Here is a 13,603-nt window from a genome sequence, read left to right as displayed (position 1 = left end):
GCCAGGCGCGATATCAGGGGCAAAAGGCCGGAAATTGAATAAACCTCACTTTTCCACAGGCAACAAAAAACCCGCCGAAGCGGGTTCCTTGTCGCCCATAACGACTCCTGTCATCGACCGTCCTGGTCCGGGCCTGTCTTCCCTGAAGCTGTACACATCCTTGCGCAGCAGCAGTGGGTGTAGATTAAGCCCACCCGGGAATCGTCAACAGAGGAGATCACTGCCAGCGCGTGTAAGCCTTTCGCCATACCGATCCGCTGCCCCCCCGCGCGGGAGGCGTTTGGCCCACCCCGCATGTCCGTGCTGCCCGGCGACAGAAAAAAAGCCCCGCTCTTCTCTCGAAGGCGGGGCTTTTCCGTCATGCGGGTCACTCAGTGCGCATAAGTCAGCAACAACTCGCTCGGCACTTTGAAATCCAGGGACATCATCACGCTCAGGGCGGTAATGGTGAAGATCGAGAACACGAACAGCTTGCGTGCCCAGACCGTGTCATCCACCGCCTTGTAGCCGGTCCAGGCCATGTACAGCCAGTACATGCCCATGGCTGCGGCCACGGCGAGGTAGCTCATGCCGGCATAGCCGCTGAAGGTCAGCATCAGCGTCGCGGCGACGAAAGCCAGGATGTAGAGCAGGATGTGCTTCTTGGCCACGACGATCCCGCGCTTCACCGGCAGCACCGGAATCGATGCGGCCAGGTAGTCGTTGAAGCGGAAGATCGCGATGGCGTAGGAATGCGGCATCTGCCACAGGCTGAACATCACCAGCAGCGTCAATGCCGCCATGTCGAAGCTGTTGCTGACCGCAACGTAACCGATCACCGGTGGCATCGCCCCCGACAGACTGCCGATCAGCGTGCCGTGAACCGACTTGCGCTTGAAGTACAGGCTGTAGAGACCGACGTAGATGACGAAGCCGATCACCGCGAACAGCGCCGCCAACGGGTTGGCGACGCGGTACAGCAAGGCCACGCCGGCAACGCCCAGGACGGTCGCGTAGACCAGTGCCAGTTTCAGGGAGATGAGGCCCTGGACCAGCACGCGGTTCTTGGTGCGCTCCATCTTCAGGTCGATGTCACGGTCGATGCAGTTGTTGAACACGCAACCGGACGCGACCACCAGCGAAGTGCCGATCATGGCCGCCAGGAAGATGGCCAGATCGACATGCCCCTTGGAGGCCAGGAAGAAACCACCCGCCACAGAAAGCACGTTACCGAAAATGATCCCCGGTTTGGTGATTTGGATAAAGTGCTTGAGCGACATCGGGTTTACCTCACTTCGCCATCATGACGGCGTGGATGGTGAACATGATCCACAGCGACAGACCTACCAGCAGGACGATCACCAGCGCCGCGAAAATGAACGCGATCACGTTGTTACGCTGCGCGGCGGAACGGTCCAGGTGCAGGAAGTACACCAGGTGCACCAGCACCTGGATCACGGCGAAGATCAGGATGATCCACAGGGTCGCGGCTTTTGGCAGCGACGGGTACATCACCAGGCCGAACGGGATGGCAGTCAGGATGATCGACAGGATGAAGCCGATCATGTAGGACTTCACGCTGCCATGGTTGGCATCACTGGAATGGTGTGCATTAGCCATTTACAGGGTCCCCATCAGGTAAACAACGGTGAATACGCAGATCCACACGACGTCCAGGAAGTGCCAGAACAGGCTCAGGCAGCTCAGGCGAGTGGTGTTGGTCGGCGTCAGGCCGTTTTTCCAGACCTGGTACATCATCACGGCCATCCAGATCAGGCCGCTGGTGACGTGCAGACCGTGGGTCCCGACCAGGGTGAAGAAACCGGACAGGAAGCCGCTGCGGTTAGGACCGTAGCCTTCTTCGATCAGCAGGTGGAATTCGTTGATTTCCATGCCGATGAAGCCCAGGCCGAACAGGAAGGTGATTGCCAACCAGCCCAGTACCTGGCCTTTCTTGCCCTTGAACAACGCCAGCATGGCGAAGCCGTAGGTGATCGAGCTGAGCAACAGGCAGGCGGTTTCGCCCAGCACGTAGGGCAGCTCGAAGATGTCGTGGCCCGACGGGCCACCCGCTACGTTGTTAACCAGTACCGCGTACGCTGCGAAGATCGACGCAAACAGGATGCAGTCGGTCATCAGGTAGAGCCAGAAACCGAATACGGTCATCTCGCCCGAGTCGTGGTGGTGGTCATCATGCCCATGGTCATGACCATGGGCGTGTCCAGCATGAGTCACTGCATTCGACATGGTTTAAGCCTTTTCCAACGAGGTTTCAACACGGGAGGCCGGAATCACCTTGGCCGCGACCAGCACCTTGTGCTGTTCGGCTTCGATGCGTTCGATGGTCTCGACCGGCACCATGTAGCCCTGATCATCACGGGCTGCGTGGATGATGAAATAGATCACGGTACCTGCGAGGCTGGCGATCGCCATCCACCAGATGTGCCAGATCATCGCGAAACCGAAGACGGTCAGCAGAGCCCCCATGACCAGACCGGTCGCGGTGTTGTTCGGCATGTGGATCGGCTGGTAACGCTTGGGCACGCTGTAGGCAGTACCGTTTTCCTTGGCTTCGGTGAACGCGTCGACGGTGTCGGCTTTCGGCAGTTCGGCGAAGTTGTAGAACGGAGGTGGCGACGAGGTCGACCATTCCAGGGTGTGGCCGTTCCATGGGTCGCCGGTCACGTCCAGGTTCTGCTTGCGATCACGTACGCTGACGTAGATCTGGATCAGCTGCGAAGCGATACCGAAGGCGATCAGGATCGCACCGACGAAGGCAACGTACAGGTACGGTACCCACTCAGGGTTGGTGGTGGCGTTCAGGCGACGGGTCATGCCCATGAAGCCCAGAGCGTAGAGCGGCATGAACGCAACGAAGAAGCCAGTGATCCAGAACCAGAATGCAGCCTTGCCCCAACCTTCATGCAGCTTGAAGCCGAAGGCTTTCGGGAACCAGAAGCTGAAGCCGGCGATGTAGCCGAATACCGCACCACCGATGATCACGTTGTGGAAGTGCGCGATCACGAACAGGCTGTTGTGCAGAACGAAGTCGGCACCCGGAACGGCCAGCAGAACGCCGGTCATGCCACCGATGGCGAAAGTCACCATGAAGCCCAGGGTCCACAGAACCTGGCTGGTGAAACGCAGGCGGCCACGGTAGATGGTGAACAGCCAGTTGAACAGCTTCACCCCGGTCGGGATCGAGATCAGCATGGTCGCCAGGCCAAAGAAGGCGTTGACGTTGGCACCCGAACCCATGGTGAAGAAGTGGTGCAGCCAAACCATGAAACCCAGCACCGAGATCGCGCCACTGGCGTAGATCATCGAGTGGTGGCCGAACAGTTTCTTGCCGGAGAAGGTCGAGATGACTTCGGAGAACACACCGAACGCCGGCAGGATCAGGATGTAAACCTCGGGGTGACCCCAGGCCCAGAACAGGTTGACGTACATCATCGGGTTGCCGCCGAGTTCATTGGTGAACACGTGGAAATCCAGATAACGGTCGAGGGTCAGCAGGGCCAGGGTAGCGGTCAGGATCGGGAACGAAGCCACGATCAGGACGTTGGCCCAGGTGCAGGTCCAGGTGAAGATCGGCATGTCCATCAGTTTCATGCCAGGGGTACGCATCTTCAGTACGGTCGCCAGGAAGTTGACCCCGGTCAACGTCGTACCCAGACCCGACAGCTGCAGCGCCCAGATGTAGTAGTCCACACCCACGCCCGGACTGTATTGCAGCCCCGACAGCGGCGGATAGGCAACCCAGCCGGTCTTGGCGAACTCGCCAACGCCCAGGGACAGGTTGATCAGCACCACGCCGGAAACCAGCAGCCAGAAGCTCAGGGAGTTCAGGAACGGGTAGGCAACGTCACGCGCGCCGATCTGCAGCGGCACGACAATGTTCATCAGGCCGGTGAAGAATGGCATCGCCATGAAGATGATCATGATCACACCGTGGGCGGTGAAGATCTGGTCATAGTGATGAGGAGGCAGGTAGCCAGGCGAACCCTCGGTGGCCATGGCCAGCTGGGAACGCATCATGATCGCGTCGGCGAAGCCGCGCAGCAGCATGACCATGGCGACGACGATGTACATCACGCCGATTTTCTTGTGGTCGACCGAAGTCAGCCACTCGGACCACAGGTAGGTCCACTTCTTGAAGTAGGTGATGGCCGCGAAGACCGCCAGGCCACCGATCGCGATCATGGCGAGTGTCACCATGACGATCGGTTCGTGGAACGGGACCGCGTCCCAACTCAATTTACCAAACATCGTTTACTCCTCTGCCCCGGCAGCTGAATGCGAACCTTCCGTTGCGGCCACTTCCTTCTTCTCGTGCTTGACCGGCTTGCCTGGTTTCATGCCTTCGTACTTGTCGACGATGACCTGGAACAGGTTCGGTGTAACGGAAGAATAAAGCTCGACCGGGTTGTCCTGGCTCGGCTTGGAAAGTTCTGCGTATTCGGCTTGTTCAAGCTTTTTAGGTGACTGCTTGACCTCAGCAATCCAGGCATCGAAATCCGCCTGGCTGGTTGCGATCGCTTTGAATTTCATACCGGTGAAGCCGGCACCGCTGTAGTTGGCGGAGATGCCCTCATACACGTGATTCTCGTTGGAGATCAGGTGCAGCTTGGTCTGCATGCCGGCCATCGCGTAGATCTGGCCACCCAGGCCCGGGATGAAGAACGAGTTCATCACGGAGTCGGAGGTGATCCGGAAATTGACGGGGGTGTTGGCCGGGAACACCAGCTTGTTGACGGTGGCGATACCCTGGTCCGGGTAGATGAACAGCCACTTCCAGTCCAGCGAAACCACTTCGACGTTGATCGGCTTGACGTCGGATTCCAGCGGACGATACGGGTCCAGGGCGTGGGTCGACTTGTAGGTCACGATGCCCAGGAACAGGATGATGATGGCCGGAACGGCCCAGACCACGATTTCGATCTTGGTCGAGTGGTTCCATTTCGGCGCGTAGGTGGCGTCCTTGTTCGATGCACGGTATTTCCATGCAAAGGCCAGGGTCATGAAGATCACCGGCACCACGACCAACAGCATCAGCAGCGTGGCGGTGATGATCAGGTTACGTTCGTCCAGGCCTACCTGACCTTTGGGGTCAAGCAAGGTCATGTTGCACCCTCCCAGCAGCAACGTGCCGAGCAGCGGCAATAAGCCTAGCAATCTGGGGTACCTAGTTTTACTCATCTCACGACCTCTAAAGCAGCTTGCGCAATGCAGTTGGGTTTTGATCGCCAACACTTCACCCTGCCAAGGGTTGGCATTTTTCTTCAATTGAATAAGGGCCTGCCCTTGGCGCTAATCGCTGATCGGCACATCCGGAGCTGGCAGTGAGTCTTATTCGATTTCGTCGGTCAAAGGCCTTGTTACAGACCAATTCCATTTGGTGCGGATACGTGGAAGGTTGCCTGCACCCGGGATCGCATGGCACCTTTTGGCCCCTGTGTCCGCTCAAAAAATGAACGACGCAGGACACTCAGTGCGGGCGATTGTAGATATGTCGGGTTTTATAAACCATGTCTCATCCTGAAATATTTTTTATCCAGTGGCGCAACAATCATTCACCGTTTTTGCAATGATGCAGAATCGTATCGCTTTTCATTCTCAACAAGAAGCACTGATACGTTCTCCTATCGGACAACCCGCCATGCCCCGCCTGCCCTTCCGAACCACCCTGCCAGGTCGCTCTACCCCCTATAAAACGGGGCCCATGGCAGGTATTGGAACGTGTGAAAGAGGCTACCGGCGAGGGAGACGGCAGAAAATCGGCGAAGGGAACTTTCTCGAGAATTGTTGTCGATTGGAGAGGTCCGGGCGAGTCGAAGACGCTCCCTGCGACCGCTGCGACGTGACAATATGTCGCACTTTTTCCAGGCCTTTCGTTGCCTTTCATCACGGTCTTTTTTACCGGCTCACAAACACCAGAACGCCCCGATTCCAGGCAGCGGAACCGGGGCGCCCGAGAGGTCGCTCAGCGAACGTTCTTGCGGTTGCGGTAGATACCCAGCGGCACCAGCACCACGGTCAGCACGAAGGCTACCAGGGCCCATTGCGCCAGGGATAGACCGAGTACCGGCGGGTATGGCGTTTCGCAGAAACCGTCGACCTGGAAGCCCAGCGGAAACAGCTTGGCCAACGGCAGACCATCGACGATCGGCTGCAACACATCGATGCCACAACTGACCTGGGGAAAGGCCTGGATGTACACATGCCGGCCCGCCACGGCGAGCCCCCCGATCGCGCTCAGCCACACCAGCACTTCCAGCACCGAAAGACTGCGCCGGGTCGGCATGGCCGCACCGATGAAGGCGAAGATCGCGATGAACAGCAAGGCATAGCGCTGCAGGATGCACAGCGGACAAGGCGCCTCGCCGAGCACCACCTGCATGTACAGCGCCCCGCCGATCAAGGCCAGGCAGATCACCCCGAGCAGGACGAGAAAGCGCTTTTCCCGTCCCAACCGCATCATTTCGTCATTCATCCCGTTTCCCTTAAGACTCGTTATTGGATCGGCCGCAGGGCAGCGCTGACAACGGCTGCATCGGGCCGAGGTGCCTTCGCTCGGCGCACCTGGCGCCACTCGGGCATGGTCGATCCCTGGCTCGCCAGTCTACACGCAGGAGATGACCTTTGAGCGTATTGAACACCCGATAAAGGCCGGTGCGCGCCTCAACTCCGGCGAATTAACGCGAAGTCGATTAAAGGCGGATTAACCGTCGCGGGATTTTGCAGAGGGGATACGCAGGATTGTGCCGATTCTTTTGCAGGATCGGGCTTGGACGTGACCCGTTTCGGACACACCACAATCCCTGTGGCAGGTGCCTGACCAGCGGGCCCTCAAACGCATCGCGGATCAATCCAGCTTCCTGCCGGGACTTTCCACGGATGAGCCCTGCTCTCGCGACGAGTCCCCCCGGCGATCGGCGGGACTCGGGCCAGGCGCTTATTCCAAGGCCGCAGCCGGGCCGAAGAACTCGTAGCGGCTCTGCTTCTCCGGCACGCCCAAGGCCTTCAGGTGACGCTTGACCGCCCCCATGAAACCCTTCGGCCCAAGGAAGTAGGCGTCCAGGTCACGCTGTTCCGGCAGCCACTGGGCCAGTTGCTCCTGGCTCAGCAGACCGACCTTGTCCGCCGCCGGGCTCACGCCGTCATCCTCGGCATAACAGTAAAAGCGCTTGAGCTGCGGATGACGCTCGGCCAACCCGTCGACCCAGTCACGGAACGCATGCACCGCGCCGTTACGCGCGCAATGAATGAAGTGCACCGGCCGCTGTGTGGCGAGCGCCGCTTCCAGCATCGGCAGCGTCGGGGTGATGCCGACGCCGCCGCTGATCAGCACCAGCGGCTTGTCGCTGACGGTCAGGGTGAAGTCCCCCGCGGGCGGGAACAGATCCAGGGTCGCGCCGACCGCCAGTTGGTCATGCAGGTAGCTCGACACCCGGCCGCCGGCCTCGCGCTTGACGCTGATGCGGTACTGCTGCCCGGTATTGGCCAGCGCCGAAAGGGAGTAGTTGCGACGCAGTTCCTCGCCATCGATGACCAGCCTCATGCCGATGTACTGCCCCGGCTCGAAGGCCAGAATGGCCTGGCCGTCGACCGGTTCGAAGTAGAAGGAGGTGATTTCCGCACTCTCCTCGACCTTGGCCACCAGCCTGAAGGGCCGGCTGCCCCGCCAGCCGCCCGGGGCCAGGGCCTTCTCGTCGTAGATCGCGGCCTCGGCGCCGATCAGGATGTCGGCCAACTGGTTGTAGGCCGCGCCCCAGGCCGCAAGCACCTCGGGCGTGGCGATGTCCTCGCCGAGCACTTCACGGATGGCGCGCAGCAGGCAGGCGCCGACGATCGGGTAATGCTCGGGAAGAATCTGCAGCGCAACATGCTTGTTGATGATCTTCGCCACCAGGTCACCCAACTGGTCGAGCTGATCGATGTGCCGGGCATACATCAGCACACCATTGGCCAGGGCCCGGGGCTGGTCGCCGCTGGCCTGGTGGGCCTGGTTGAACAGCGGGCGCACCTGCGGGTACTCCGACAGCATCATCCGGTAGAAATGGGTGGTCAGTGCCTCACCGCCGCTTTCCAGCAGGGGGACGGTCGATTTGACGATGGCACGGTCTTGGGCGCTCAGCATGGGTCAACTCCTGGATATGAGGATTTATCTGAATTGACCTGAATCAATCACACTCCATGCCAGAATTTAAATCATTTAAAATCAATAACTTAAATATTTAATAGTCATAATGACCACAACCGGTCTATAGTCATTGCGACACCACAGGAGTCAATATGACTGCAAAACCGCTGCTGACCGCCCTGCTGCCGCTGGTGGCGGACCTCTCACGGGAACTGCCCGAAAGCGAGCGTTATCGACGCCTGCTCGATGCCCTGCGCGCGCTGCTGCCCTGTGACGCCGCCGCCCTGCTGCGCCTGGATGGCGAATCACTGGTGCCGCTGGCGGTCGACGGCCTGAGCCCCGATACCCTCGGCAGACGTTTCAAGGTCAGCGAACACCCGCGCTTCCAGATCCTGCTCGATGCTCGGGGACCGGTGCGCTTCGACAGCGACAGCGACCTGCCGGACCCGTATGACGGCCTGGTCGATGACCTGACCGAACACCTGGAGGTACACGATTGCCTGGGCTGCCCACTGTTCATCGACGAACGCCCCTGGGGTCTGCTGACCCTCGATGCCCTCGACCCGGAACGCTTCGAACAGATCGATCTCGACGCCTTGCAGGCCTTCGCCAGCCTGGCGGCGGCAACCGTGAACGTCGCCGACCGCATCGAGCGCCTGGCCTTGCGGGCCGAGGATGAACACCAGCGCGCCGAACTCTATCGCCAGGCCAGCGGCCCGCAACAGCGCGAGATGATCGGCCAGAGCAAGGCCCACAAACGCCTGGTGGAAGAAATCAGCCTGGTCGGGGGCAGTGATCTGACCGTGCTGATCACCGGTGAAACCGGGGTCGGCAAGGAACTGGTGGCCCAGGCGATCCACGCCGCCTCGCCCCGTTCGGAAAAGCCCATCATCAGTCTCAACTGCGCCGCCCTGCCGGATACCCTGGTGGAAAGCGAGCTGTTCGGTCACGTCCGTGGCGCCTTCACCGGGGCGGTGGGCGATCGGCGCGGCAAGTTCGAACTGGCCAACGGCGGCACGCTGTTTCTCGATGAGGTCGGCGAACTGTCGCTGAGCGTCCAGGCGAAACTGCTGCGGGTGCTGCAGAGTGGCCAGTTGCAGCGCCTGGGCTCGGACCGCGAGCACCAGGTGAACGTGCGCCTGATCGCCGCGACCAACCGCGACCTGGCCGAGGAAGTGCGCAACGGACGTTATCGGGCTGACTTCTACCACCGCCTGAGCGTCTATCCGTTGCAGGTGCCGCCCCTGCGCGAGCGCGGTCGCGATGTGCTGCTGCTCAGCGGCTACTTTCTCGAGCAGAACCGTTCACGCATGGGCCTGGGCAGCCTGCGCCTGAGCCCGGATGCCCAGGCGGCACTGCTGGCGTACAACTGGCCGGGCAACGTGCGCGAACTCGAACACCTGATCGGCCGCAGCGCCCTGAAAGCCCTCGGCAACTGCCGCGAGCGACCGAAGATCCTCAGCCTGGGCGCCGCCGACCTGGACCTGCCGGCAGTCGCCGACGCAACGCCCGAAGCACAGGCTGACGCCCCCTCGAACCGGCAAACCGGGCTCGACTTGCGCCAGGCCACGGAGCAGTATCAACGCCAACTGATCAGCGCCTGCCTGGAGCGTCACCAGCACAACTGGGCCGCCGCCGCGCGTGAACTGGGCCTCGACCGGGCGAACCTGGGCCGCCTGGCCAGGCGCCTGGGGCTCAAGTGAGCACCGGGCCATGGAGGCCCGGCGCAAGATTCGCCTAAAGCCCGACCGGCTCGGGTCGATAACGCTTTATGGATACCCGTTCGGGGCTCACCCGCCCTGACGCAGCTCTTTGTACAGAAGGTTTTTATGTCCTCCAACAAAGCTCGCGCAGATTCGCTGTCGCTGCTGCTCTTCACCTTGCGTAGTGGCAAGCTGATGGCAATCAACCTGCTTAAAGTCAGCGAAATCATCCCCTGCCCGCCGCTGACCAAGCTGCCCGAGTCGCACCCGCATGTCAGGGGCATCGCCACGCTGCGCGGCGCCTCGCTGTCGGTGATCGACCTGAGCCGGGCCATCGGCGAGCGCCCGCTGGCGGACCCCGACGGCGGCTGCCTGATCGTCACCGATGTCAGTCGTTCCAAGCAGGGCCTGCACGTCCAGGCCGTGAGCAAGATCGTCCACTGCCTGACCACCGACATCCGCCCGCCGCCCTTCGGTTCCGGCGGGCCCAAGGCGTTCATCACCGGGGTGACCCAGGTCGATGGCACGCTGGTACAGGTGCTGGATATCGAAAAGGTCATCCATGTCATCGCCCCGGCGCAGATCGAAGTCGCGCCGACCGAGCTGACCATGGAAGAGGCCGAACTGCTCGGCAACGCGCGGATCCTGGTGGTCGACGACAGCCAGGTGGCATTGCAGCAATCGGTGCATACCCTGCGCAACCTCGGCCTGACCTGCCATACCGCGCGCAGCGCCAAGGACGCCATCGGCTGCCTGTTGGACCTGCAAGGCACGGCCGAGCAGATCAACATCATCGTCTCGGACATCGAGATGTCGGAAATGGATGGCTATGCACTGACACGCACCATTCGTGAGACCCCGGACTTCCAGGATCTCTACATCCTGCTGCACACCTCCCTGGACAGCGCCATGAACGCAGAAAAGGCACGCCAGGCCGGGGCCAACGCGGTATTGACGAAGTTTTCCTCGCCGGAACTGACCAAATGCCTGATCAAGGCGGCCAGGACCGTGGCCGGGCAGGACTTCTGAAATGCCTCACCGGCACTGCCTGCTGCTGCGCAAGGACCTCGACGGTTTACTCGACGTGCCACACTGGCCGGCAGGCATTCGCCTGGAAGTCCTGCGCCCGCAGCAGATGGAGGCGGTACACGCCCTGCTGGTCGAAGGCTATCGCGGCAACGACATCGCGGTCGACGCTTACCCATACTGGTGTGAACGCTTCATCACCGATGCCGAATTCGACCCGACCCTGTGCCTGATCGCCATGGACGAACAGGGTTTGGCTGGTGTCGCCCAGTGCTGGACCAGTGCCTACATCAAGGACCTGGTGGTGCATCCGCGGCGCCGTGGCGAAGGTCTGGGCCAGGCGCTATTACGTCACGTCTTCCAGGTCTTCGCCGCACGGGGCGAAGCCTTCGTCGACCTCAAGGTCATGGAGAACAACCTGCCGGCACGGTGCCTGTACGACGCTGCCGGCATGCGTTTCATCCAGCGCTATGAAGTCAGTCCGGCTCAGGCATAATCGCTTTTTTGCCGGATGCACCTGCAGGAGACCCGCCATGAAAGCCTCCACCCTGATCTTCATCAGCCTCACCGCGCTGACCGCCCAGGCCCAGGCATCCAGTCCTGACGAGTGGGCTGCCCACGACAAGGCGGTGCTGGTCAGTTGCACCAAGGCCAGCCATCTGAAGAACGTCAAGCAGGTGGGCAACCCGGCCCTGTTCGACGATAAGCTCGGCTACACCGCCGTGCTGCTGCGCGGTCACTACCCCCAGGCTCACATGAAAAACCAGGCGGGCACCGAACTCTGCCTGTACAACCGCAAGAGCAAGAGCGCCAGCGTGAGCGAATGGGACTCGGTGATGCCGGCCCGCAACAACTGAGCGGCTGGCGCGCAACTTGCTTCGTTACGGGTTCATGTGGTGACGGCCTGTCGGGTTTGTGTCACTGCGCCAGTCCTTCCCCTGCTGTCGGTCGAGCCATGAACACCCACTTTTCCTGCGTAGGCTGCGGCAAATGCTGCACCGATCACCATGTACCGCTGACCCTGGCCGAAGCCCGGCAATGGGCGGACGACGGCGGCCAGGTGATCGTGCTGGTAGAGGCATTCCTGCCGGACGGCACCGGGATCGCGCCGGACCAGCGCGAACATGCGCAGCGACGCTCCTGGGCCGTGCCCTGCGGCAGCACCGAGGCACGCGTGGCCATCACCTTCGCCGCCTACAATGTCGGTCCCTGCCGGAATCTTGACGAACGCCTGCTCTGCCGGATCTACGAGCGCCGCCCCCTGGTGTGCCGTATCTACCCGATGGAGATCAACCCGCACATCCCGCTCAGGCCACAGGCCAAGGACTGCCCACCGCAATCGTGGCTGCCGGACCAGCCGTTGCTGATCAGCGGCGGCCAACTGGTGGATGCCGGGCTGGCGCAACTGATCGAGGACTCGCGCCAGGCCGACCGCGACGACATTCGCGCCAAGCAAGCCATCTGCGCACGCCTGGGCATTAATGCCACGGCGCTCAAGGGCGATGGCTTCACCGCCTACCTGCCGCAGATGACCGCGTTCGTCGAAGCCATCGCGCAAGTCGAACAGCAGCCGCAATGGTCTCCCGAGGGAGAGTGGGCGTTTCATGTCTCCGGCAACGACATAGCGGAACAACTGCGCGCGGCGGGTGCGCGGGTGGTCAGCGATGCACCGCTGACCTACGCCTTCATTCCATTGCGGGCGGCCTGAGCGGCGGGACGCTAGACCCGGCTGCCGCGCCCCCAGAACTCCTGCGCCAACGAGCGCAGGTCATCCGCCAGCCCGGCCACGTCGCCAGAGTTGGCGTGACTCTGCCGGCCGGCACTGACCGTCACCTGGCAGGCATTGCGAATGCTCATGATGTTGCGGTTGATGTCCTCGCTCACCGCACTCTGCTCCTCGACCGCCGCGGCGATCTGCAGGCTCATCGCGGTGATCCGGTTCACCCGCTCGCTGATCCCGCTCAGTGCCTCGGCCGCCTGCTGCACCTGCTGCACGCTGTCCTCGGCATGCTGGCTGCTGTGGCGCATCACCAGCACCGCCTCGCGTGCCCCGTCCTGCAGGTTGCTGATCATTCGCTGGATCTCGCTGGTGGACTGCTGGGTGCGCTGGGCCAAGCCGCGCACCTCATCGGCCACTACCGCGAAGCCACGCCCCTGCTCGCCTGCGCGTGCCGCCTCGATGGCCGCATTCAGTGCCAGCAGGTTGGTCTGTTCGGCAATGCCGCGGATCACCTCGAGCACACTGGAAATCTCGATGCTGTGCCCTTCCAACTGATGAATCACCTCGGTCGCCCTGGTCAGTTCCCCGGCCAGGCGCAACACCGAACTGCGGCTCTCGCCCACCAGTTGGTGGCCGTCGCGGGTCTCGCTGCCAGCCAGATCGGCGGCCACCGAGGCCTGCTGGGCATTGCTCGCGACCTCGGCGACACTGGCCGCCATCTCATGAATGGCCGCTGCGACCTGATCGGTCTCGGCCTGTTGGTCGAGGGTGCTGCTGTGGCTGCTCTCGATATGTCGAGCCAGCTCCTGGGCATGCCCGGACAAACGCTGCGAGGCGTCACCGATACGCCCGACCACCGAACCGACCTGGGCTTCGAGCATGCGCAGGGCAAACTCGACCTGGCCGAACTCGTCGCTGCGGCCGGTGTAGATCGCCTGGCTCAACGGGTTGTCGGCCAGGTTGCGGGCCCTCGCCGTCAGGCGGGCGAACGGGCGCAAGGCCCAGTGAAAGGTGGCGCCGCACAGGGCACTG

Annotated in this window: 13 protein-coding genes; 5 read left to right on the top strand and 8 right to left on the bottom strand. The window is 61.8% G+C overall.

Features of this window, described 5'->3' with window-relative positions:
• Positions 1–371: 371 nt before the first annotated feature.
• The 7 genes from cyoE to hmpA all read right to left on the bottom strand — a co-directional run bounded on the left by cyoE (position 372) and on the right by hmpA (position 8,119).
• Positions 372–1,259 carry a heme o synthase gene (gene cyoE, locus K675_RS0117965; RefSeq protein WP_017904872.1) on the bottom strand — a complete coding sequence of 296 codons (888 nt, stop codon included), beginning with the start codon at positions 1,257–1,259 and terminating at the stop codon, positions 372–374.
• Positions 1,260–1,269: 10 nt separating this feature from the next.
• Entirely contained in the window at positions 1,270–1,599 is a 330-nt protein-coding gene (cyoD, locus tag K675_RS0117960; RefSeq protein ID WP_017904871.1) for a cytochrome o ubiquinol oxidase subunit IV, read from the bottom strand.
• Positions 1,600–2,226: a cytochrome o ubiquinol oxidase subunit III gene (locus tag K675_RS0117955; protein WP_026145305.1), complete on the bottom strand. Its 627-nt coding sequence runs from the start codon at positions 2,224–2,226 to the stop codon at positions 1,600–1,602.
• 3 nt (positions 2,227–2,229) lie between these two features.
• Positions 2,230–4,248 (bottom strand): cytochrome o ubiquinol oxidase subunit I, encoded by a 2,019-nt coding sequence (cyoB, locus tag K675_RS0117950; protein ID WP_017904869.1) that lies wholly within the window; start codon positions 4,246–4,248, stop codon positions 2,230–2,232.
• 3 nt (positions 4,249–4,251) lie between these two features.
• Positions 4,252–5,178 (bottom strand): ubiquinol oxidase subunit II, encoded by a 927-nt coding sequence (gene cyoA, locus K675_RS0117945; protein ID WP_026145304.1) that lies wholly within the window; start codon positions 5,176–5,178, stop codon positions 4,252–4,254.
• A gap of 784 nt (positions 5,179–5,962) precedes the next feature.
• The gene (locus K675_RS0117940; protein ID WP_017904867.1) at positions 5,963–6,472 is read right to left on the bottom strand and encodes a disulfide bond formation protein B; all 510 of its coding nucleotides are present in this window, start codon (positions 6,470–6,472) and stop codon (positions 5,963–5,965) included.
• Between the two features lie 462 nt (positions 6,473–6,934).
• Positions 6,935–8,119, bottom strand: coding sequence for an NO-inducible flavohemoprotein (gene hmpA / locus K675_RS0117935; RefSeq protein ID WP_017904866.1), 1,185 nt, complete (start codon positions 8,117–8,119; stop codon positions 6,935–6,937).
• Between the two features lie 155 nt (positions 8,120–8,274).
• Between hmpA and norR the strand changes: the two genes are divergently transcribed.
• The 5 genes from norR to K675_RS0117910 all read left to right on the top strand — a co-directional run bounded on the left by norR (position 8,275) and on the right by K675_RS0117910 (position 12,559).
• Positions 8,275–9,825 carry a nitric oxide reductase transcriptional regulator NorR gene (gene norR, locus K675_RS0117930; RefSeq protein ID WP_017904865.1) on the top strand — a complete coding sequence of 517 codons (1,551 nt, stop codon included), beginning with the start codon at positions 8,275–8,277 and terminating at the stop codon, positions 9,823–9,825.
• A gap of 126 nt (positions 9,826–9,951) precedes the next feature.
• Complete coding sequence (locus K675_RS0117925) at positions 9,952–10,854, top strand: chemotaxis protein (protein ID WP_017904864.1); 903 nt, start codon at positions 9,952–9,954, stop codon at positions 10,852–10,854.
• A gap of 1 nt (position 10,855) precedes the next feature.
• Positions 10,856–11,347, top strand: a complete 492-nt coding sequence (locus K675_RS0117920; protein ID WP_017904863.1) for a GNAT family N-acetyltransferase — start codon at positions 10,856–10,858, stop codon at positions 11,345–11,347.
• A 37-nt stretch (positions 11,348–11,384) separates the two neighbouring features.
• Positions 11,385–11,708, top strand: coding sequence for a hypothetical protein (locus tag K675_RS0117915; RefSeq protein ID WP_017904862.1), 324 nt, complete (start codon positions 11,385–11,387; stop codon positions 11,706–11,708).
• Between the two features lie 98 nt (positions 11,709–11,806).
• Positions 11,807–12,559 carry a YkgJ family cysteine cluster protein gene (locus K675_RS0117910; RefSeq protein ID WP_017904861.1) on the top strand — a complete coding sequence of 251 codons (753 nt, stop codon included), beginning with the start codon at positions 11,807–11,809 and terminating at the stop codon, positions 12,557–12,559.
• Between the two features lie 11 nt (positions 12,560–12,570).
• Here the strand turns inward: K675_RS0117910 and K675_RS0117905 are convergent.
• Positions 12,571–13,603: methyl-accepting chemotaxis protein (locus tag K675_RS0117905; protein ID WP_017904860.1), on the bottom strand; the 1,033-nt coding region annotated here is incomplete at its 5' end.

This window comes from Pseudomonas fuscovaginae SE-1, assembly GCF_000364705.1.
GTDB classification, from domain to species: domain Bacteria; phylum Pseudomonadota; class Gammaproteobacteria; order Pseudomonadales; family Pseudomonadaceae; genus Aquipseudomonas; species Aquipseudomonas fuscovaginae_A.
This window is presented reverse-complemented; position numbering and strand designations above follow the sequence as displayed.